At 43.4% G+C, this 22,222-nt stretch carries 18 protein-coding genes; 9 read left to right on the forward strand and 9 right to left on the reverse strand.

Going from position 1 to position 22,222, the window contains the following annotated elements; all coding sequences use genetic code 11:
* Window positions 1-10 precede the first annotated feature (10 nt).
* Together GTW09_RS00855 and GTW09_RS00860 are read right to left on the reverse strand one after the other, a co-directional pair.
* The gene (locus GTW09_RS00855) at window positions 11-988 is read right to left on the reverse strand and encodes an alpha-ketoacid dehydrogenase subunit beta (RefSeq protein WP_163109267.1); all 978 of its coding nucleotides are present in this window, start codon (window positions 986-988) and stop codon (window positions 11-13) included.
* Complete coding sequence (locus GTW09_RS00860; RefSeq protein ID WP_163109269.1) at window positions 988-2,175, reverse strand: thiamine pyrophosphate-dependent enzyme; 1,188 nt, start codon at window positions 2,173-2,175, stop codon at window positions 988-990. The genes GTW09_RS00855 and GTW09_RS00860 overlap by 1 nt, the downstream gene beginning before the upstream one ends.
* A gap of 518 nt (window positions 2,176-2,693) precedes the next feature.
* Here GTW09_RS00860 and GTW09_RS00865 point away from each other — a divergent pair.
* Window positions 2,694-6,113, forward strand: a complete 3,420-nt coding sequence (locus GTW09_RS00865) for a S8 family serine peptidase (protein ID WP_163109918.1) — start codon at window positions 2,694-2,696, stop codon at window positions 6,111-6,113.
* Between the two features lie 96 nt (window positions 6,114-6,209).
* On the opposite strand, the gene rmuC is transcribed toward GTW09_RS00865, so the two are convergent.
* Window positions 6,210-7,592, reverse strand: coding sequence for a DNA recombination protein RmuC (gene rmuC, locus GTW09_RS00870; RefSeq protein ID WP_239059233.1), 1,383 nt, complete (start codon window positions 7,590-7,592; stop codon window positions 6,210-6,212).
* Between the two features lie 212 nt (window positions 7,593-7,804).
* Window positions 7,805-9,334: a fumarate hydratase gene (locus GTW09_RS00875; RefSeq protein WP_071978881.1), complete on the reverse strand. Its 1,530-nt coding sequence runs from the start codon at window positions 9,332-9,334 to the stop codon at window positions 7,805-7,807.
* A gap of 200 nt (window positions 9,335-9,534) precedes the next feature.
* On the opposite strand from GTW09_RS00875, the gene pabB reads away from it, so the two are divergent.
* The 3 genes from pabB to GTW09_RS00890 all read left to right on the forward strand — a co-directional run bounded on the left by pabB (window position 9,535) and on the right by GTW09_RS00890 (window position 13,116).
* Entirely contained in the window at window positions 9,535-11,034 is a 1,500-nt protein-coding gene (pabB, locus tag GTW09_RS00880; protein ID WP_163109271.1) for an aminodeoxychorismate synthase component I, read from the forward strand.
* Window positions 11,031-11,603 carry a CoA pyrophosphatase gene (locus GTW09_RS00885; protein ID WP_071978879.1) on the forward strand — a complete coding sequence of 191 codons (573 nt, stop codon included), beginning with the start codon at window positions 11,031-11,033 and terminating at the stop codon, window positions 11,601-11,603. Before pabB ends, GTW09_RS00885 begins: the two co-directional genes overlap by 4 nt.
* A gap of 139 nt (window positions 11,604-11,742) precedes the next feature.
* Window positions 11,743-13,116 (forward strand): L-serine ammonia-lyase, encoded by a 1,374-nt coding sequence (locus tag GTW09_RS00890; RefSeq protein ID WP_163109922.1) that lies wholly within the window; start codon window positions 11,743-11,745, stop codon window positions 13,114-13,116.
* A gap of 135 nt (window positions 13,117-13,251) precedes the next feature.
* Here GTW09_RS00890 and cysB read toward each other — a convergent pair whose 3' ends face one another.
* On the reverse strand, window positions 13,252-14,226 hold the full coding sequence (gene cysB, locus GTW09_RS00895) for an HTH-type transcriptional regulator CysB (protein WP_071978878.1): 975 nt from the start codon (window positions 14,224-14,226) through the stop codon (window positions 13,252-13,254).
* 209 nt (window positions 14,227-14,435) lie between these two features.
* Here cysB and GTW09_RS00900 point away from each other — a divergent pair, with 209 nt between their 5' ends.
* The gene (locus GTW09_RS00900; protein WP_163109273.1) at window positions 14,436-15,137 is read left to right on the forward strand and encodes a sensor histidine kinase; all 702 of its coding nucleotides are present in this window, start codon (window positions 14,436-14,438) and stop codon (window positions 15,135-15,137) included.
* 96 nt (window positions 15,138-15,233) lie between these two features.
* Window positions 15,234-15,995 (forward strand): hypothetical protein, encoded by a 762-nt coding sequence (locus tag GTW09_RS00905; protein ID WP_163109275.1) that lies wholly within the window; start codon window positions 15,234-15,236, stop codon window positions 15,993-15,995.
* 67 nt (window positions 15,996-16,062) lie between these two features.
* Here GTW09_RS00905 and GTW09_RS00910 read toward each other — a convergent pair whose 3' ends face one another.
* Window positions 16,063-16,971, reverse strand: coding sequence for a LysR family transcriptional regulator (locus GTW09_RS00910; protein ID WP_163109277.1), 909 nt, complete (start codon window positions 16,969-16,971; stop codon window positions 16,063-16,065).
* 104 nt (window positions 16,972-17,075) lie between these two features.
* On the opposite strand from GTW09_RS00910, the gene GTW09_RS00915 reads away from it, so the two are divergent.
* The 3 genes from GTW09_RS00915 (at window position 17,076) to GTW09_RS00925 (ending at window position 19,901) form a co-directional block, all read left to right on the forward strand.
* Window positions 17,076-17,783, forward strand: coding sequence for a CoA transferase subunit A (locus GTW09_RS00915; RefSeq protein WP_163109280.1), 708 nt, complete (start codon window positions 17,076-17,078; stop codon window positions 17,781-17,783).
* Window positions 17,783-18,439, forward strand: a complete 657-nt coding sequence (locus GTW09_RS00920; protein ID WP_100971677.1) for a CoA transferase subunit B — start codon at window positions 17,783-17,785, stop codon at window positions 18,437-18,439. The genes GTW09_RS00915 and GTW09_RS00920 overlap by 1 nt, the downstream gene beginning before the upstream one ends.
* Before the next feature lie 124 nt (window positions 18,440-18,563).
* Window positions 18,564-19,901 (forward strand): DEAD/DEAH box helicase, encoded by a 1,338-nt coding sequence (locus tag GTW09_RS00925; RefSeq protein ID WP_163109282.1) that lies wholly within the window; start codon window positions 18,564-18,566, stop codon window positions 19,899-19,901.
* A gap of 95 nt (window positions 19,902-19,996) precedes the next feature.
* Here GTW09_RS00925 and GTW09_RS00930 read toward each other — a convergent pair whose 3' ends face one another.
* The 3 genes from GTW09_RS00930 to GTW09_RS00940 form a co-directional block, all read right to left on the reverse strand.
* Complete coding sequence (locus tag GTW09_RS00930; protein ID WP_071979715.1) at window positions 19,997-20,239, reverse strand: EF-hand domain-containing protein; 243 nt, start codon at window positions 20,237-20,239, stop codon at window positions 19,997-19,999.
* 60 nt (window positions 20,240-20,299) lie between these two features.
* Window positions 20,300-21,310, reverse strand: coding sequence for an oxygen-dependent tRNA uridine(34) hydroxylase TrhO (gene trhO, locus GTW09_RS00935; protein WP_071979716.1), 1,011 nt, complete (start codon window positions 21,308-21,310; stop codon window positions 20,300-20,302).
* A 292-nt stretch (window positions 21,311-21,602) separates the two neighbouring features.
* Complete coding sequence (locus GTW09_RS00940) at window positions 21,603-22,208, reverse strand: VC2046/SO_2500 family protein (RefSeq protein ID WP_163109284.1); 606 nt, start codon at window positions 22,206-22,208, stop codon at window positions 21,603-21,605.
* Between the last annotated feature and the right edge of the window lie 14 nt (window positions 22,209-22,222).

Raw genomic sequence — 22,222 nt, forward strand, 5'->3', positions numbered from 1 at the left:
TCTCCCGTTATTAATAGTGAAGCGTACGCTTGATAGCTTCATACGTTTTTGTTTCATCAGGCATGTATTCTTTTTCATGCGCAAGAGGATATGGCGTATCCAAACCGCACACCCTAGCGATAGGTGCTTCTAGGTAAAGAAAGCAACGCTCTTGAATACTGGCAGCTATTTCACTAGCGAAGCCGCCTGTCAGAGGCGCTTCATGATTTATTAATAAGCGCCCTGTTTTCATTACAGACTGCATCACAGTGTCCACATCCCAGGGTAGAATGCTTCTTAAATCTACGATTTCGCAAGAAACGCCATCTTCTAAGGCCATGTCCGCAGCTTTTTGTAGAATTTCGATTTGAGCACCCCAGCCTAGTAAGGTAATGTCATTACCTTCTTGAACAATATCCGCTTTCCCTAACGGTAATTCGTAATCATCTTCTGGCACATCGGCCACAGACGCACGGTAAAGTCGCTTTGGCTCCATAAATAGCACGGGGTTTTTATCTCTGATAGACGCAAGAAGAAGACCTTTCGCATGATACGGATCTCTTGGAACGACGATTTTCAGACCCGGACAGTGAGCAAAAAATGCTTCCGGCGACTGACTGTGGTAAAGCCCTCCTGCAATTCCACCACCATAAGGCGTGCGAATAGTGAGAGAGCCAACATCAAATTGGCTTCCTGAGCGATAGCGCCATTTCGCGGTTTCATTCACAATTTGGTCAAATGCTGGAAAGATGTAATCTCCAAATTGAATTTCAGCCACAGGCACTGAGCCTTGCGCAGCTAAGCCATTGGCAAAACCGATAATACCCTGCTCAGTAAGTGGGGTGTTGAAACACCGCCCTTTTCCAAACTTTTCTTGTAAATGGCTAGTTGCGCGAAATACGCCACCGAAATGGCCAACGTCTTCACCAAACACCATTACTTTTTCATCGTCGGTCATGGCAGTAATGAGTGCGTTGTTTATTGCTTGTAATAGATTCATCTTTGCCATTATTTCACTCTCCCTGATGTTTTAGGGTATCTCTTGGGGTACTTCTTAATGTGCGCTTTTAGTGCGGTGAGTTGCTCTTTTAAATGCCAAGGTGGTGTATCGTAAACATCTTCAATAATGTCATCGATAGCACATACATCTGTTTTTTCGCAGGCTTTCATTGCAGCTAACACATCTTGTCTGGCCTGCTCTACGCGCTTGTCGTTTTCTGTTTTATCAAACCAGCCTTTACCCTCCAACCAGTTTGCCATTCGAGTGATGGGATCCTTCGCTCTCCACTTGTCTTCTTCATCTCTTGAACGATATCCCGTAGGGTCGTCTGAGGTAGAGTGCGCTGCTAAGCGATAAGTCATCGCTTCAATAAGGACTGGACACTTTTCTTCAATAGCTAACGCGCGCGCTTCCTTAGTTGCCGCATACACAGCCAGCGGATCATTACCGTCCACTCTTATTGTTTTAATACCGTAGCCCAACCCACGAGATGCAATACCATCGCCAGCAAACTGCTCTTCTGCGGGCGTTGAAATAGCATAGCCATTGTTACGGCAGAAAAAGATGACTGGGCAATTCAACACTGCAGCCATATTGAGGCCAGCATGAAAATCACCTTCAGACGCGGCACCCTCTCCGAAATAGCATATTGTCACAACGTCTTTACCCGACATTTTTTGCCCATATGCATAGCCCGACGCCTGTGGAATTTGAGTACCAAGGGGAGATGATATGGTCATAAAGTTTAACTCTTTATCACCGTAGTGAATGGGCATCTGGCGGCCCTTATTCGGATCATCCTTATTGCTGAACATTTGGTTCATAAACTGATTGGTCGTATAACCGCGATAAGCCAATGCACCCTGCTCACGATACTGCGACATAATCATGTCATCTGGAGAAAGAGCTGCTGCGCTTGCGACCGAGGCCGCTTCTTCACCGGTACTGGCAAGATAAAAGCTAATTCGCCCTTGGCGCTGTGCGCCTACCATACGTTCGTCAAGAACCCGAATGTACTCCATTGTGTTATAAATTTTTAATGATTCGTCTTTAGAAAGCGAAGGCTCAACAGCACCTTCAATAACATTTCCTTCAGCAGATAAAATCTGCAGCATAGGTATATCAACCACACCATTTTTAATTATTTCTACGTTGGTAACGGTTTTTACATCAGCGAGATGATTTCTATCTTTCACGATTTTTCCTCTTTATTTGAGGGCTAATAGCATCAAATTTAGTGAATACCATGCTAGTTGAAACAAAGAGGGAGTGTCTTTCTCATTAGAATTGAATTTGTTTAAAGGAAGAACGTAGCGACCTATAAACAAGGCTAAAAATAGGATACGCATCCTACAAACGTAAAATGATTGTAAATGTTGTGACAGAGATGAGAAAAATTATTGCAATTGCTAGCCTATTTTTCACCGTAAAAATGCTGGCGATTCCGTTGAAGTTTGTAATTGAATTTCAAAATATCCGCTTTTAGGACGGTTAAATGGGAATATTATTTGTTTTTATTTCAATAATTTTCCTCACCTGTAAATGTAACAAAATATGTAATGTATTTAATTTTGAAACACTCATGACAATCCTGTGACAAGTGTGCTAATAATTATGTTGTTCTAAAGATAGAGGCAGCAATTACCTGCCAGCTTAAAAATAATAAAAGCACAATCTTTAGAGTATCGGGGAATAAAACCACAAGAGATTAACTATGAAAAAAACTACCTTAAGCGCTGCAATAGTAGTAGCACTATCTGCTACAAGTGCTGCGGCGAATGACAGATATGACTTAGATGCCCTTACAAAGGGTTTTGAAAAAAATGCAACTGTTGAGCAATCTGCAATAGCAAACTCTGGCACAACATGGCTTGTTAAGGCGAAAAGCTCTACTGCTACCTCAGTAGCAGACGTTGCATTGGCAAATAAAGCGGGGTTATCTAACCTTTCTAACCCTACAGATGCAGTGTTCGACGCAAACACCGGCCTTGATTTACTTCAGGCGCAAATTGAATCACTAGGCGTTGATGTAGCTTTTAAATCTAGAACAACAAATCTGGTCGCTGGTCTAGTGATTGACGGTTCACTACAAGATATCGCAAAAATTAGAACGTTGAGCGGTGTTGCAGACGTACTTCCAGTCAACAACTCTGAACTTCATATTGAAGATAGCGCGGAATATATAAACGCTACCAGCCTAGTAACAGCAAACGTAGCGAGTGGCCAAGGGATTCGTGTTGCTATCCTTGATTCCGGTCTAGATTATACTCACGCTGCTGTGGGCGGCCCAGGTACAGCTGAAGCGTTTGCAGAAGCAACTGCTGACTTAGCAGATACGCCGGCATGGCCTATCGGTAACGTCCTAGGTGGTTTCGACTTCTTTAATGGCGACCCAGATCCAATGGACAACAACAATCACGGTACGCACGTTGCGCACTCTGTATTGGGTGTTGCTCCTGATGCACAAGTCTACGCATACACCGTGTGTGACCAAAGCTGCCCTGGTGCGGCTCAATTAGCCGGATTAGAAGCGGCAATGGATCCAAATGGCGACGGCGATATTTCGGACCGTGTAGATGTCATAAACATGTCACTAGGTGGTGACTTTGGAACCAATCGTGGTGGCGCTGTTGCAGAACTCATAGATAAAGCCGTTGAGCTTGGAGTTGTAGTTGCTATTTCTGCAGGTAACGATGGCCCTACTCCGTTTATTGTTGGTGGACCAAGTACTACTACCAATGCACTTTCTGTAGGTGCGATGACTCACCCTACTGCTGAAACTGCTGAAATAACAGCGACGCTAGGTGAGACTGCGATTGTAGCTGTTGGCGCGGCGTTCAACCCTGAGCCAGAGTTCTCAATTGATAGCACAACGCCAGTGGTTTATGCAGAGCCTGAAACTAATGCAACAGGTTGTGTTGAATACACTGCAGACCTCACGGGTCAAGTTGTATTAATCGACCGCGGTGCGTGCGGGTTTGTAACAAAAGTAGCAAATGCTGAAGCGGCTGGTGCAGAGTTTGTAATTGTTGCAAACAACATTGAAGGCGATGGTGCGTTCGTTATGGGTGGCACGCCAGCTACGCCAATCGGCATCAACTCTGTAATGATTTCAAAAGAAGATGGTGACGCGCTTAAAGCAGCTATTACTGCTGGCGATGCGGCATTTGCTTTCGATTCTGTATTAGTTGCTAAGCCGGGGGCTATTGCAACATTTACCTCACGTGGTCCTTCAGTAGATGGTTTGTTGAAGCCTGAAATTACAGCGCCAGGTACAGCAATTGATACTGCTGAAGTTGGTACAGGAGACGGAACTACACCAATTAGTGGTACATCGTTCTCTAGCCCAATCACGGCTGGTGCAATGGCAATGTTAGCGGAAGTATTCCCTAACCGTAATGCATTTGAGCTTAAAGCAACATTAATGAACAATGCGAATCTTGATGTCACGCTAGAGCCACGCTCAACTAACCCTGAAGCAGAGCTTGCTCCAATTAGCTATATCGGTGCGGGTCTTGTAGATGTAGAGAAAGCGTCAAAGTCTGCTACTGCGGCGTGGGACGCCTCAACTAAGCAGGCTGCCCTTGCATTTGGCCTACTAGGCTTGAATGAGACTGCGTCTATTACTAAGACAGTAACGGTTAAAAACTTCTCTGGTGAGTCTAAGACTTATACATTGTCAGATGAAGCTCGTTTCGCTGATGATTTAGCGTCTGGCGCGCTGACAATGGAATACCCAAGTACACTAACGGTACCTGCGGGTCAAACAGTAACGTTCGATGTGGTAGCCACTATCGATCCTACTAAGCTACCTGAATGGACACTTGATAGTACGGTTGCTGGCAGCCCAGATGGAACTGCAGAACTAACTTCAGTAGAGTTCGACGGTGCGCTTATGTTTACCGACGAGTCTGAAGAAACAATGCATCTCGTTTACCACGTACTGCCAAAAGCATACGGTTCGGTAGAGCTAGGTACAGAGTTGACTGAAAACGGCGTATTGCGCACAGTAACAAATACTGGCTCAGTTGATTTTGATACTGCACTTGTTGCAACTATGATTGACAGCGGTGTAGATGCTGATAAGCAATTTGATATTGTTAGCACCTCGTTAGAGTATATTGGAGTTGCTGCAACAACGTGTGAAGCCGGTGCAATAGTGTTCACCAATATCACGATGCGTGATCCAGTTGCATCACTTCACTCAGCTGGTTTCTTCATGGATGTAGATGTTGATGGCGATGGTGTATTTGACTTCACAGCACAAACACTTAACGAGTCTGCATTTGGTCGAGATTCAACTGCGGTTGTAACTTTCACCCGTCCATTTGGCGCACTTTCTGGTCAGTTGTTTGGTACTATCCATGAGCCAGGTTCAAATGTACTTAGCATGGTAAGCTGTGTTGATGCACTAGGTTTAACAATTGCTGACCTTGGCAACGCAAATGCTACCGTTGCATTCCGCGTTGAGAACAGTGCTTTTGACTTCTTCCCATCAGTCGCTTACGACGAAGATTTAGTTGTATCTAACTACTCATTCCCGCTTCTTGACACACCAACAGTGGTAGATGAGAGCGGTGAAGCAGTAGCGACGCTTGAGCCAGGTCAAACTGCGTTCTTAAACGGTGTTGGAACAGGTGGATTTACTTTCTTAGGCGCTGACGGTGCTGTTGCGACTACTATTCCAGTAGACGGTGGAAATGCACCAACAATAGAAGCTCAGTCTTTCGAAGTAGACGAAAATACTGCAACAGGTACGGTAGTGGGTACCATCGAAGCAACTGATGTTGATGGAATCACTAGCCCAGTATCGGAATTCTTCGTTCAATCTTCTAGCTCTATTGCACTATCTGTTTCTCGTGACGGTGTGATTACTGTTGCTGACGGTTCACTGCTAGACTTTGACGCCGGGTTTGAAAGCGTGACTATGGAAGTAGTCGCTATCGATACATCTGGAAATATTTCAGAGCCAGCGGAAGTTACGGTAACGGTTAACAACTTGGCTGACGAAGTGAGTGAGCAACCTGCTCCACCACCGCCAGCGCCAGAGCCACGCAGCACGGGTGGTGGTTCAACAGGTTGGTTGAGCCTGCTATTACTGCCTGCAATCTACCTACGTAGACGTTTCAAGTAGTTATTCATTAACTAACAAGAAGCCCCATCAGATGGGGCTTCTTTTTGTTTGAAATTTATATATCGTTGGAATTATTTTATATTTAATTCTTTATTTTTAGCCATCATTAAGCGAATCCTGTTGGTTAACATCCAAACGCTTAGTTGGTTGCACTCCTAATTCTCTGAAATGCTCTATTTGACGAACAATATTTCCTCGTCCACGGCTAAGCTTATTCATTGCTTGTTCAAAACTTCCTTGGGCACTGTCTAACGACTTTCCTACTTTTTCCATATCGTTAATAAAGCCCACGAATTTATCGTAAAGCTTTCCAGCTTGTTCAGCGATTTTCTGTGCATTCTGGTTTTGATATTCATATTGCCAAATATTGTTAATTGTCCTTAACGCTACTAACAGATTAGTTGGACTTACCAGCATAATATTGTGGTTAAGGGCTAGGGTAACTAGCTCTGGCTCCTCCTCAACTGCTAATAAAAATGCAGGCTCGATAGGGATAAAAAGAAGTACATAATCTAGTGTCCTCAACCCTTTGAGATTTTGATAGTCTTTCGCGCCTAGTCCTTTGATATGCCCCTTAATAGAAGCTACATGCTGGGTGAGAAAATGTGCTTTTTGTGAGTCATCGTCACAGTTATAAAAACGCTCGTAAGCGGCTAGGCTCACTTTCGAATCGATAATTACGTCTTTATCGTTGGGTAAATGAACGACGATGTCTGGCTGTAAACGCTTACCTTCTTCCGACTTTGCAGAGACTTGAGTTTCGAACTCGTGCCCCTCTCTTAACCCCGACTCTTTTAGTATACGCTCTAACACCACTTCGCCCCAGTTTCCCTGTTTTTTATTGTCACCTTTCAGTGCACTGGTTAATGCAGATGCTTCTTCGGTTATTTTACGATTGAGCTCTTTTAAGCTAAGAATTTCAGTTTTTAATGAGGCACGCTCTTGCCCTTCTCTTATGTGTTGCTCTGAAATTTGCCGCTTAAAACCTTCTAAGTCATTTTTAAATGGTGCCAGCACGGCTTCTATGTTTTGTTTTGTTTGAGTACTGTATCGCTGCTGTTTTTCTTCAAAAATTTTGTTGGCCAAGTTTTCAAACTGAGTGTGCAACCGCTGCTCAGAGGCGGCCATGTTGGCTAGCTTTTCTTCATGACTTTCGTGCAGTGCTTCAATTCTTGATTGCTGCGCTTCATTCTGTGCTTTGACTTTAGCAAGGGTAATACGTTCTTCCTGAAGGGATTGATGAAGCGCTCGATTAGACTGCTCTAAGTACTCAACTTTTTCTGATTTCGCGCTCATTACAGCAAATTCCTGCTTTAAGTCTGTAAGGGCATCTTGCAGTGTTTTTGTCTCTGCAGTCTGTGCATTTAGCTGTGATTTTAATGATAGCGAACGAATAAAAAAAAGAATACAAAGTGTGAAAATGAGTAACGTAAGTGCAAGTAACGTTGAAGCATGAGAATTTAAAGATTCGATGGTCATATAGCCTTTACACCGTATTGATTTGAAATATGTGTTAGTACGAGTATTTAAAAATCGAAAACACTGGCATTTTATACAGCACTATAAACAAAAACAGGTGCCAATGGCACCTGTTTTTATTATTCCGCGTTGACCTGTAAAACGCTGATATAAAGTGAAGCGTGTTTGCGCATCGCTCCATTAACGTCAGTCGTGTACTGCGGTAAGTGGCTTTATTTACTTAATGAAGCATCTAAATCTTCAATCTTTGCTTTCCAGATAGCGGGGCCATTCTTATGCGCGTTTGCACCTGTACTGTCTACCGCCACCGTTACCGGCATGTCTTCAACATCGAACTCGTAAATTGCTTCCATACCCAGTTCTTCAAAAGCAACAACACGAGACTTTTTAATTGCCTTAGACACTAAGTATGCAGCACCACCTACAGCCATGAGATACACCGCTTTGTGCTTCGCAATTGAATCTACCGTTGCTGGGCCGCGTTCTGCTTTACCAATCATGCCAATAAGGCCTGTTTTCTCAAGCATCATATCGGTAAATTTATCCATGCGGGTTGCAGTGGTTGGACCCGCCGGCCCAACTACTTCATCGCCAACAGCATCCACAGGACCTACGTAATAAATAAAGCGGTTTGTAAGATCAACGCCCTCAGGCAAACCTTCGCCGTTGTCCATCATCGTTTGAATGCGTTTGTGCGCTGCATCGCGGCCGGTTAGCATCTTTCCTGAAAGCAGTACGGTTTCCCCTACTTTCCACTCCTGAATGTCTTCTTTAGTAACCTCATCGAGGTTTACGCGGCGTGTGTTCTCGCCAACTTCCCATGTTACTTCAGGCCAATCTTCTAGTTTTGGTGGCGTAAGTTCGGCAGGACCAGAACCGTCAAGGTAGAAATGCGCATGACGCGTTGCCGCACAATTAGGGATCATCGCAACAGGTTTTGACGCCGCATGCGTAGGCAGTGATTTTATTTTCACATCCACTACCGTGGTTAAACCACCTAGCCCTTGCGCACCTATCCCTAATTTATTTACGCGCTCGAAAATCTCCAGACGTAATTTTTCATCCGTTGTTTGGGGGCCACGCTCGATAAGTTCTTGAATATCCACCGGGTCCATAAGACTTTCTTTGGCAAGTACAGCTGCTTTTTCTGCAGTACCACCAATGCCTATTCCCAACATGCCGGGTGGACACCAACCAGCGCCCATTGTTGGGAGCGTTTTGACCACCCAATCAGCAATGTCATCACTAGGGTTTAACATTACCATTTTAGATTTGTTTTCTGAGCCACCGCCCTTCGCTGCAATCATTACCTCGATTTTAGCACCGGGTACCATATCAATATGTACAACTGCTGGAGTATTGTCTTTGGTATTTTGTCTGGCTCCTGCGGGGTCGGATACAATAGACGCACGTAGAGGGTTATCGGGATTGGTGTAGGCACGTCTCGTACCCTCATCAACCATTTCCTGAACGGTCATGTCAGTTTTATCCCAAGAAACTTCCATTCCTACTTTAACAAAGCAAGTCACTATTCCCGTGTCTTGGCATAGAGGGCGTTTTCCTTCGGCCGACATGCGGGAGTTGATAAGAATTTGTGCCATAGCGTCTTTTGCCGCTTGGCTCTGCTCTTTGTTATAGGCCTCTTCAACTGCTTTTACATAATCTAATGGGTGGTAGTAAGATATAAACTGCAGGGAATCTTCAATACTATCAATGAAGTCTTGTTGACGGATAACGGTCATGACATCCTCTTTTTATTTGGCTTTCGTGGTCTTAGCTAGCTAAAAAAGCGTATACTAGCGCATCTATTATCGTCGTACCATGCAAAAGCGCGTGCTGAGCGACAATTATCAATATTCGCTGCGCTTAATGCGCTAATGCAAGACTGTCGGGTATGCATTAGTAAGCTCAGTATAGAAACAACCTGATACTAATAACATTTATGTCTCTTATTGCCGGTATATCTAAAATTACAGTAACACCTTTAACAGAGAAACAGTTACGCCACGTTATTTCAAACGACACAGGTGAAAACGCTTCTTTTTTTCTTCAGTTGTTTAAGCGCATTGCCGAACTAGAGTGGTCTCTTCTTTTTGACACCGCCGGCTCTGAAAAAAGCAATGGCCGTTTTAATATCATGGTATGGAACCCTGCGTTGGTCGTAACGGCTAAAGAGGGGCAAACAGAACTCATCGACATCCAGCAACAGAAGCGGTACAAATTAGATGAGAAGCCCTTTGAGGCATCTGAAAAATACTTACACGCTCACGTCGTAAAATTGAGAGCAACCATAGACGTAAAATTTGAGCATCTGCCATTCATTGTTGGTGTTGCGGGTATGGCGGGTTACGATGCTGGAAGGTTTTACGAAAGCTTGCCTAGCAAAGCGTTAAACGATTATACGACTCCCGATTTCGCCGCCGGTCTTTATTTAAATTCGTTTATTGAAGATACCAAAACGGGTACGTTTTATTATTGCTCTACAGACGAAAGTACGTTTCCTGACATTTTAGATACGGAGCTTGATAATACGCCAACCTCACCTGCATGTTCTAGTAATGGTGCTTCTGAAGCCACCTCTGACAAAAAGACATTTAGTATTACAGAACCCTTCGCATCGAATTTATCTCAAGAGGAGTACGAGCGATGCCTAGACGCTATTCATCGATACCTCAAGGCGGGAGATTGCTACCAGGTTAATATGGCGCAACGGTTTACAGCGCGTTTTCAGGGTGACTTTTATAGCGCATATTGTCGATTGCGCAATGAGAATCAAGCTCCCTTCTCCGCATATTTCAAGCTGCCAGAAAGTGCGATAGCAAGTATATCGCCAGAGCGCTTTCTAAGCGTGAAAGAGGGTTTAGTAGAAACAAAACCTATCAAAGGAACCAGGCCTAGGTACGCTGAAAAGCAGCGAGACGCTGAGAGTGCATATGCTCTGCAGCATGCCGAGAAAGACCGCTCTGAGAATTTGATGATAGTAGATTTACTACGCAATGATATTTCAAAGCACTGTAAGCCGGGTTCGGTTAATGTACCCGCGTTATTTGCCTTGGAGAGCTATGAGGCTGTTCACCATTTGGTGAGTACGATAACCGGCGAATTAGCAGAGGGTAGCACGCCCCTTGACCTATTGGCTTCGTCATTTCCTGGCGGCTCTATCACCGGCGCACCCAAAATTAGAGCTATGGAAGTCATTGATGAGTTAGAGCCCCACCGCAGAAATATCTATTGTGGAAGCATTTTCTACATGGGGTGTCGTGAAGACATGGACTCTAGCATCTGTATTCGCACCGTTTTGGCAGAGGATGACAAGTTACATTGCTGGGCAGGCGGTGGTATTGTTTTAGACTCGCAAGCTGATGAAGAGTATCAAGAGACCCTCGATAAGGTATCAAAAATTGTGCCCGTATTGGCTAAATTTAACGAGAAGAATGAATGAAAAAAGCCGAGTTTCTCAATCAGTTTCACCATTTAAGGCTACCGCACAGTGAACCAGATTTTCCGTTAAAAAAAGCTGGGCGACCTGCAGCTGTGCTTATCCCACTGATTGATTACGGCACATCATTACATGTTCTTCTTACAGAGCGAGCGCATCACTTACGGCACCACCCTGGTCAAATTAGCTTTCCCGGGGGGGCTGTCGAAGACGCCGATAATTCGTTTTTTGACGCGGCTATGCGGGAAGCAGACGAAGAAATAGGCTTGCCGCCACACCACGTTGAAATTGTAGGGATGCTGCCTCGATATCGTACGGTAAGTGGGTATGAAATAGCGCCTGTTGTGGGTTTTGTAGAGCCAGGCTTTGAGTTGAAATTAGACGCAAACGAAGTGGAAAGTGCTTTTGAAGTGCCCCTCGCTCATGTGTTAAATCGAAAAAATCATTTAATCCATAGAACTCATTTAGGTTCGCGTTCTTTCCCTATTTATTTCATACCTTGGCAAAAGCGAATGATTTGGGGCGCTACCGCAGCAATTATTCGCAACCTTTCCCATCATATACATCCATAAGTACTGTTATAGACTAGCCACTATCAATTTATCTTTACAGGCCATTAGCAAAACTAATCATATTATTAGCATTTCTGTATTGTAGTTAATGTTTGGTAGATGCATGATCTACACATTATTGATTAACGGCTTGAAGTTTATGATTAGTGTATTTGACATGTTTAGCGTTGGTATCGGTCCTTCTAGTTCACACACAGTAGGCCCCATGAAAGCAGGAGCAGAATTTGCCGGCGCACTTGCAGAGGATACTTCGCTCTTTGACAGTGTCGATAGCATTAAAGTTGAGCTGTTTGGATCGTTAGGACAGACCGGAATTGGGCACGGTACAGGCAAAGCCGTTATTCTAGGGCTATTAGGACACACGCCAGAGCACGTAGATGTTGATAAAATTGACGCTATGCTTGAGCAAGTTCGCCTGTCCGAAACACTCTGCTTAAATGGCACAAAAGACATTAATTTTCCTAATAAAAACGCCATTGTTTTCCACAGAAGAAAAACGTTACCTAAACACGCTAACGCACTCACTTTCTTTGCTATGCGAAACGACACCGTAGTTGCACAACAAACGTATTACAGTATTGGCGGTGGTTTCATCATCAAAGATGAAGACTTTGACGAAACTAAAGCCCATGCTGCAACCCTACAAGCCTCAGTTCCCTACCCGTTTAAAACAGCCGAGGCACTGTTACACCTTTGTAAAACAAACGGGCTGAGTATTAGTTCGTTAATGCTCAACAATGAAGCCACTTTTCGGCCCAAACATGAAGTAAAACAGGCGCTATATAATATTTGGCTTGTGATGAAAGCATGCATTCAAAGGGGTATAGAGAGCGAAGGCATTCTTCCGGGAGGACTCAAAGTTGTTCGCCGAGCTCCAGGCCTCTATCGCCGCTTGCAGACTGAGCACACAACCGATCCTATGCAAACAATGGATTGGGTTAACCTATTTGCACTCGCGGTTAATGAAGAAAATGCTGCTGGTGGGCGTGTTGTCACTGCACCAACAAATGGTGCGGCGGGAATTATTCCAGCGGTACTTCAGTATGTAGATAAATTTATCAGGCCAGTAGATGAAGAAGTCGCCAGTAGATTTCTGTTAACCGCCGGAGCTATAGGCATTCTTTATAAAGAAAATGCGTCTATCTCAGGTGCCGAGGTAGGTTGTCAAGGTGAGGTTGGCGTGGCTTGTTCAATGGCCGCGGGGGCTCTAGCAGAAATTATGGGCGGTACTGCATCCGCAGTTGAAAATGCCGCTGAAATTGGCATGGAGCATAATTTGGGTCTTACCTGCGATCCGGTGGGCGGCCTAGTACAAGTACCGTGTATCGAGCGCAACGCTATGGGGGCAATCAAGGCGATTAATGCCTCTAGACTTGCACTTCGCGGAACAGGCGAGCATAAAGTGTCGCTAGATAAAGTCATAAAAACCATGCGTGATACCGGCAACGATATGAAAACAAAATATAAAGAAACTGCACGGGGTGGACTCGCCGTCAACATCATTGAGTGCTGATAAAAAAAGAGGAGCTTGGGTGCTCCTCTTTTTCTCATTCATTTGTTTGCTGTTTCGCTTTGTTGATTCAAGTTACTGTTTCAGAGCCAACAGCGGTAACAAGTTCAATGCCAGCAGCGGTAACAAGCTTTGGACCTACTTCACAGGCAAAGTAACGCCTTTAAACATTTTTTCGACTTCTTCGTTATTCTTAAGCATCATGGCTTTTTCGACCTTGTCTTTCGTCAAATGCGGGGCAAAACGCTCTATAAAGTCGTACATGTAGCTTCGTAGAAATGATCCCTTTCTAAAGCCAATTTTGGTTGTGCTGTAATCAAACAAATGACTGGCGTCAATTTTAACTAAATCAGAGTCAAGTTCTTCATTGACTGCCATTGAAGCAATAACCCCAATTCCCACGCCCAGTCGAACATAGGTTTTAATCACATCTGCGTCTGTTGCTGTGAAAACAATTTTAGGCGTAAGCCCTGCTCTTTCGAACGCCTGGTCTAGTTCAGAGCGACCGGTAAACCCAAAGACATAGGTAACGAGCGGATATTTGGCAATGTCACTAATATCAATTGAGCCTTTCTTCGATAAGGGATGATCTTTATTAACGATAACGCTTCTATTCCAGTGATAGCACGGAAGCATAACCAAGTCGTTGTAGAGGTGAAGAGCCTCTGTGGCAATGGCAAAATCTGCTTCGCCTTTAGCAGCTAAATCGCTAATTTGCGAAGGCGTGCCCTGATGCATGTGCAGCGATACCTTCGGGTATTTGGTCATAAACCCCTGAATAACGTCTGGGAGTGCATATCGCGCCTGCGTGTGTGTAGTGGCTATATTCAGCTTACCTTGATCAGGTAATGTGTGCTCCCTTGCGACGGCCTTAATACTCTCTACTTTCGCCAATATCTCACGAGCGATAGTAATTACATCGCCTCCAGCATCGGTAACATGCGTCAGGTGTTTACCGCTTCGCCCAAAAATTTGCACACCAAGTTCATCTTCAAGCATACGAACTTGCTTACTTATGCCAGGCTGAGAAGTGTATAGACTCTCAGCTGTCGCAGACACATTCAGATTATTATTGACGACTTCTACAATATAACGAAGTTGTTGTAATTTCATTCTTCACACCGCTGATTTGCTCTTTATATACACTATACTCCTATCCTTATAACCAAAACTACATTTTTTTAAAGGTTGATATTACTAATCGCCCATATTAGGCTTCAATTAAGCATCAAAATTAATAAAATTCAAAAACATGTGCTCAAAAGTACTCTTTTTATTCTACATTAAGAGTAGCGCTAAACTTTTGCATGAACTGAGAAACAATGACCTCAAATAAGCAAATATCTGCAAAAATTGATTTTTCTTCGGTACTAGCCGCAGCTGTACACGATATGAAGAATTCATTGTTTTTACTTATTCAATCAATAGAATCACTAAGAGATACCCTGCCAAAAGAAAATACAGGTGCGAGAGAACAAGTAGCTAATGTTCACTACGAAGCGTCAAGACTTAACACCAACCTTGTACAAATTCTTTCACTCTACCGCTCAGAGTTAGAAAGTATTCCAATTAGTGCAGACGAATGTTTTATTGCCGATATAATTGAAGATGTGGTCGGCTCAAATAGATTTTACATAGAGCAAAAGAACATAACACTACACGTAAATGTACACAGCGATATAAGCTGGTATCTAGATAGTGAGCTTTTTTATTTGCTACTCAATGACGTTATTGTTAACGCGCTGAAATACGGCGCTTCACGTATTCAGGTTTGCGCCGATATTGTTAATGACTATCTTGTCATTAAAGTTGAAGATGATGGAAATGGCTATCCCGATGAAATGCTAAATAAAAGTCACGCTACACTGGATAACTTTGAACTCAGTCAAGGTAGAACCGGGTTAGGACTCTTCTTTGCAAAATTGATTGCTGATGCTCATTCTCACAATGATAAAGTGGGTGTAATATCATTATCTAATGGCGGTAGCCTTGGCGGAAGTGTATTTGAAGTGAAAATACCGTAGTATTATGTCGTGTGCGAGATTATCAACGAGTACGGTCTCTTCGCCGGTGTTTCCCATCCGGGAATTATAAAAAAGTAAACTGATGGAACTACACGCATGTACGTGATTATAATAATAATTTTAGTTGTTGTGTTGCTTATAGCCGCAATTTTTATCAATGCGGTTCAGCAAAATCGCCAGCGACTAGAAGCTGAGCGCAGAACGGAATTAGCTAAGCAGCGCACCGTCGTTGATGAAACCGAAAATGTTCTTTCCGCATGTTTGCAAATGCCCATTTCCTCCCGGTTAATCGGGATACTTCACAAAAGAATGGCAAATGCACTACGAGTAATTGATAGTTTAGCTAGCACACGAGACATCAAGCAGCGCATTGAAAGTAGCGAGCAAGCTGCAGCTACTGCATTGGAAAATAATGGTGGTGACAACGCTGAATTTGCTTTACCCGATAATGATAAAACGATTATTCAGTATATTCAGGCGGTAAAGAAGTTGAGAATTCTGCTTCGCTCAGAGCATAGCAAAGGGCAAATAGATACTAAGCTGTTCTCTGAAGAGGACAAACAGCTAGAGCGTTTACAGTTAAAAGTGAATGTAGAAACACTTATTAAACGGGGTCGTACAGCGCAATCTACTAATATGCTCGGCTCGGCTCGTCAGTATTATGAAAAAGCTAAACTGGCACTAGAAAATCAAACCGTTCAAGATGAATATACGTCAAGTAAGCTTGCTACGTTAAACTCATGGTTACATGAAATTCAATCAGATCTTAAAAGTGTAAACGAAAAAGACAGGGCAAGAAAACAAGAAGAAGAAAGAGACGAGCTGGACGAACTGTTCGCCCCTAAAAAGAAATGGTAGCTGTTAGGTAGTAACATATTCAGTGGGTCGGCGTTCGTTCATCATAATGTTCATATTGGCTACTTTCTTATTGACTACTTTCATAATGGCTACTTTCATAATGGCTAACGGTAAGCTTCCATAACGTTTGCGCCGATACCGATAACCCTCTTCGTTCATTGCGTAACAACCCTACCCGCTTAAGTAACGGCGAATCGACAAATTCCAGTGCTATAACTCCTAAAGCCTCCATCTGTGGCTTACATATTGAGGGCATGATTGAAATGCCTAACCCGCTTTTGATAAGCTTTCCCAATGTAGCCAACTGCCCTGTTTCAGCAACAATATTCGGCTCACCATACCGACATAACTCTGCTTCAGTCCACTTTCTCACTGCAGATCCCCTATTCATCATAACAAGCGGAAAAGCTAAACACTCTCTCCAGCTAGGCTTTTGATTGAAGCGAGCAGCCTGCGCCTTATTTGCAACTACAACGAATCGATCGGTAAATAAACTATCAAATATCAAACCGTCTTTATGTTCGGGTTCAAAGGTAAAGCCTATTTCCGCCCGTCCATTTCGAATTTCTTGAACAACTTGCTCCATCACCACATCGACAACGCGAAGATTGATATTAGGTGCCATGTGATGAAACTCACTAAGAAGACCAGGCAAGTGAGATTCTGCAAATGATGGCATTGCAGATATTGTTAATTGTCCTTTTGCCATAGCAAATAAATTTTGAATATCGGAAAAGGTATTATCCCAGTCTCTACTTAACCTAAGCGCATTAGGCAGCAGAATTTCGCCTTCCGGAGTTAGACTTACGTTACGCGTATTCCTCTCAAACAACTTACCTCCTAGTTCTTGCTCCATCTTTTTGATAGATGATGACAAAGCAGGCTGAGTAAGATGCAGCTTTGCTGCTGCTTCAGCAAACGTTGTGGAGTGCGCCACCTCGATAAATGCACGCAAGTGCCGGTAAGAAATATTCATTTTTATTAATAGATTTTAGTTATCAATTAAAAGATAAATTCAATTTTACATAACTAGCAACAGAACAGATACTATTTATTAACAAACCATTGGTGGAGATGAAAATGGCTGGATTTAATAAGGTAGTTGATACATACGAAGAGGCTCTAGCGGGCTTAACCGACTCAATGACGGTTATTGCTGGCGGATTCGGACTTTGCGGTATTCCAGAGGGCTTGATTGCGCATATTAAGACGATGGGTGTGAAAGATTTAACCGTGGTGTCTAATAACTGTGGTGTAGATGGCTTTGGCCTAGGATTATTGCTTGAAGACAAACAAATCTCAAAAATGGTGTCTTCGTATGTTGGCGAAAATGCATTATTTGAGAAACAATTACTTAATGGAGAGCTTGAGGTAGAACTTACCCCTCAAGGAACACTTGCAGAGAAAATGCGCGCGGGTGGTGCTGGTATCCCGGCCTTTTACACTGCAACTGGTTACGGCACGCCGGTAGGTGAAGGTAAGGAAGTAAAGGAGTTTAACGGCAGACCTTATATTCTAGAACACGCTATTACCGGCGACTTTGCTATTGTCAAAGCGTGGAAGGCGGATAAACTTGGTAACTGCGTATTTAGACATACCGCGCAGAACTTCAATCCTATGGCGGCCACAGCGGGAAAAATTACTGTTGTAGAAGTTGAAGAAATTGTTGAGCCCGGCACGCTTTCGCCTAGTGAAATCCACACCCCAGGCATTTATGTAAACCGTATTATAAAAGGCGAGTTTGAGAAACGTATTGAGCGTCGCGTAGTAACAAAGGAGGCAGTGTAATGGCTTTAACAAGAGACCAAATAGCAATGCGTGTAGCCCAAGAGTTTAAAGACGGTGACTATGTTAACTTGGGTATAGGAATACCCACATTGGCTGCTAACTACGTTCCGGAAGATATTAGCGTTATGCTTCAATCGGAAAATGGTTTACTGGGAATGGGACGTTACCCCACGGAAGAAGAAGTTGATGCGGACATGATCAATGCCGGAAAAGAAACCGTTACGGCTATTACAGGCGCTTCAATTTTCAATAGCGCGGAAAGCTTTGCGATGATCCGCGGTGGTCACGTAGATTTTACCGTTCTTGGTGCTTTCGAGGTGGATGTATCTGGCAATATAGCGTCGTGGATGATTCCTGGGAAATTGGTTAAGGGCATGGGCGGTGCCATGGACCTAGTGGCTGGAGCTAAGAACATTATTGTTACCATGACTCATACTGATAAGCATGGGAACTCAAAGTTATTACCTGCGTGTACACTTCCACTCACAGGCGTGAATTGTATAACGCGTATCATCACTGATTTAGCTGTTCTTTCAGTAGAAGACGGCGCTTTTGTATTACAAGAGAAAGCACCTGGTGTTTCTGTTGATGAAATAAAAGAAAAAACAGCCGGTAAGCTTATTGTTCCTGACAATGTAGCTGAAATGTCTTTTTAAAAAACCTATAGGGGCCGTTGGGAAAAGACGGCCCTTATAAAAAGCGAGCTTCTCTATTGGCTTGCTTTCAAATCCTCCTGCTTTAAGGGATAATGCACCTGAAAATTAATATAGAGGCGTTATCTTGCTAGTTACTGACTTACCTGTTCACCATAAAATCATAGCGAAACTTGAAAGTAAGAGTATTACAACTCTTACCGAGATTCAGGAGCGCACAATGCTACCCAGTATTCAGGGTAAAGACATTATCGCCTCCTCAAAAACCGGCTCAGGTAAGACATTTGCATTTTTAGTTCCCGCTATTAATCGATTATTGTCTCAAAAAGCGTTGAGCCGACAAGATCCAAGAGCACTAATACTTGCACCAACAAGAGAACTGGCCAAACAGGTATTCATAGAAGCTAAATCTATGTGCAGTGGTTTGAGTTTATCTTGTGAACTTATAGTGGGTGGTGAAAATTTTAATGACCAAGTAAAAGGTTTGCGCCGCAACCCTCACATTATTGTGGGTACCGCTGGTCGTATTGCTGACCATCTTATCGGCAAAAGTATGTATCTGAACGGGCTAGAGCTGCTTATCTTTGATGAAGCCGACCGCATGTTAGATTTAGGGTTTGCTGCACAACTCAAGCTTATTAATAAATATGCCGACCACAGAAAACGCCAAACCATGCTGTTTTCCGCGACCCTCGATAATATTGAGTTGCAACATATGACAACTCAACTTACCCATGGGGCAGTTCGAGTTGCCGTTGGTAATGCTACTGGCGAGCATGGCGATATTGAGCAAACCTGCTTTTTTGCCGATAACGTGAGTAACAAAGACGAAATCTTGCGCTTCGAACTCAACAAACGCGAGTATAACCAGGCCATTGTATTTACCGCAACGCGAGAAGACACCGATAGAATTGCAGCAATTCTTAATGAAGACAATTTAGAAGCAGTCGCACTGCGTGGCGACTTAGCGCAAAACCAGCGCGCGTCAATAATGAGCAGTTTTTCTAGAGGCCAGCAAAGTGTATTAGTAACCACCGATTTAGCATCTAGAGGCTTAGATCTTTCAAAGGTTGGACTGGTTGTAAATTTCGACCTTCCTAAAAATTCAGATGAATACATACACCGTATTGGCAGAACGGGTCGCGCAGGACAGAAGGGTGAAGCCTTTTCACTAGTGGGTCCACGGGATTGGAATAGTTTTGAGTTGCTCAAAACTCACTTGCAGTACGCGTTAGAGTGTACGCCACACGATGAGTTTGGTGCCAAATTTAAAGGTTTCTCAAAGAAAAAGAAGGCTTCTGCTAAAACGAAAGCTTCTGTGGAGACAAACCGAGATAATAATAAACCCGCTAGGCCAAAACCAGTGAGACGTGTCGACCCGATGCAGGGCGAAGATATTGGTATGGTACCGATAAAACGTAAGCCTCGTAATACGAGTGTAGAGCCTGATGACAGTGACGAATAGTTATCAACCCTCGTAGCTAAAAAGAGAAACAAATAAAAAAGCGAGCCATGGCTCGCTTTTTTCGTTTCACTTTTTTCGATTCATTGTGCAAGTTGTTAGTATTCCCACCAACACTCTTGCCACCACTCTAAAAACTCTTCGAAGTCGATATAGCCATCGTCATTTTCATCGATTAGTTTAAACCCTTCTTCAACGTGACTTGCTTTCGTCTTGGGTGAAATAATCGTTAATAGCTCAATAAACTCAGTAAGGTCGATTTGCCCGTTTCCATCACGGTCAAAGAAACTGAAGTCTTTTCTTATCTCTTCAATTTTAGAATCTGAAAGTTGAGTGCTCACTCACATTCCTTAACTAATTTACAACGATATAAGGAGTGTAACGTCTCTACTATTATGTGTCTACGCCTGTTTTTCTTTTGCTTTCAAGGCGCGCTCTCGCTGTGCATTCGCTTTTTCTTGACGCTTCTGCTCCATGATGAGCCTTGCCTCAGTACCAACATGCTCTTGCTCTCTGGCTTTTGCTAGCTGAACTTGCTTTTCTCTTTCACGAAAACGCGCTATCTGCTCATCCGTATGAGTACCGAAACAACGTGGGCAACTTACGCCGGGTTCGTATTGTTCCGTGTTTTTATCATCTTCGGTAATCGGCAGGCGACATGCGTAGCACTGCTCGTACTCACTTTTTTCAAGATCGTGATTGACCGCTACGCGATTATCGAAAACAAAGCAGTCCCCTTCCCATAGCGACTCATCTTTTGGCACATCTTCTAAATATTGGAGAATCCCACCTTCAAGGTGATAGACCTCTTCAAAACCCTGCTCTTTCAAATATGCGGTTGATTTTTCGCAGCGGATACCACCAGTGCAAAACATAGCCACTTTTTTGTTTTTCTCTGGGTCAAGTGCTTTAGATACGTACTCTGGAAACTCTCTAAATGTATCGGTTTTCGGATCGATAGCGTTCTTGAAAGTCCCTATTTCAATTTCATAGCCATTTCGAGTATCAATAACTGTTACGTCAGGATCGCTAATAAGGGCGTTCCACTCAGTGGGTTTAACGTAGGTGCCCACCGTTTTACGAGGGTCTATACCCTCTACACCCATGGTAACAATTTCTTTCTTTAATTTTACTTTGGTGCGGTAGAACGGCTTCTCGTCATGTAACGATTCTTTGAAGGAGATAGGATTAATGCGTTCGTCGCTATTTAGGTAGTTAAGTAGTGCGTCAATTCCCTCTCGCGGGCCAGAGACAGTGCCGTTAATGCCCTCGCTTGCGAGAAGCAAAGTGCCCCTTATACCGTTAGACTCCATGACTTCGAGTAACGGTTGGCGCATCGCTTTGTAATTTTCGAGCGCAACGAATTTGTACATTGCGCAAACAATATATTTGTTTTCTATATTAGTAGACATATTTTAACCTTTGCTGATTGGAGCGTAAGACCAGTGCAAAATGCGGCGCGAAATATAGCAGAAGCGAGAGCAAAAACCAAACCTGCAATGGCATTAATAGTTCAAGGAACAGAATTAGCAATTATAAATTAGGTATTTAATGCGAGTACGTAACAATATGAAATACTGTTTTCGCGCTTTCGAGCTTTTGGGTTTTGGGTTTTGGGGTTTGGGGTTTGACAGCCACTTTAAGGCTGTTAGTTAAAAGCATGCTTGAATTGAAACTCACTACGCGGCATCAGTTATGCCTATATCATGCATTCATCGACGGGGAATTTACCTTTTGATTTTGGATCACTTCAAAAAGTAATGTGTTATCTTCTTCGATATCGCTTACATATTTCTCAGCTAGGCGCTTTTGGGTGCCCAAACTACAATTGTTTATTACGTCCTCAGGAATTCGTCGTGGGTTGTCAGTTTGAGCTAGCGGAGAAGGATTCATTGATTGAAAGAGCCTAGCAGCCGTTATATCACTGCACATTAATTGCGAAAGCGTGTCCAAACATTTCCAATCCCCATCTGACGCTGCAAGCGCAGGTTTACGATAATGATTTAAAAATGCTAAGTCATCTCTCTTGCTTTTGGTTGCCTCATTTTTTGGTGGCGTAAGCTGAATAGTATTCGCCAAGGCGCTTTGATGCATTGCTAAATACAGTGAGAACAGGCTTCCCTGAGAAGAAGCTTTTGCCAGCGTACCATCGAACTCCCAGCGGTAGCTGGGATCTAGCGACGGTGCGTTGTTCGCTGGGGTTTGCTCAATATCCATTTTTAGTGAAAGCCTGAGAATACAATTATGTAGTGATATCCATACATGGGTTGTCGGCAAAATATCCATAAACTTAACGCTGAAATTGCTCATTCATCCGTTTTACA

This window comes from Alteromonas hispanica, assembly GCF_010500915.1.
GTDB lineage: Bacteria > Pseudomonadota > Gammaproteobacteria > Enterobacterales > Alteromonadaceae > Alteromonas > Alteromonas hispanica.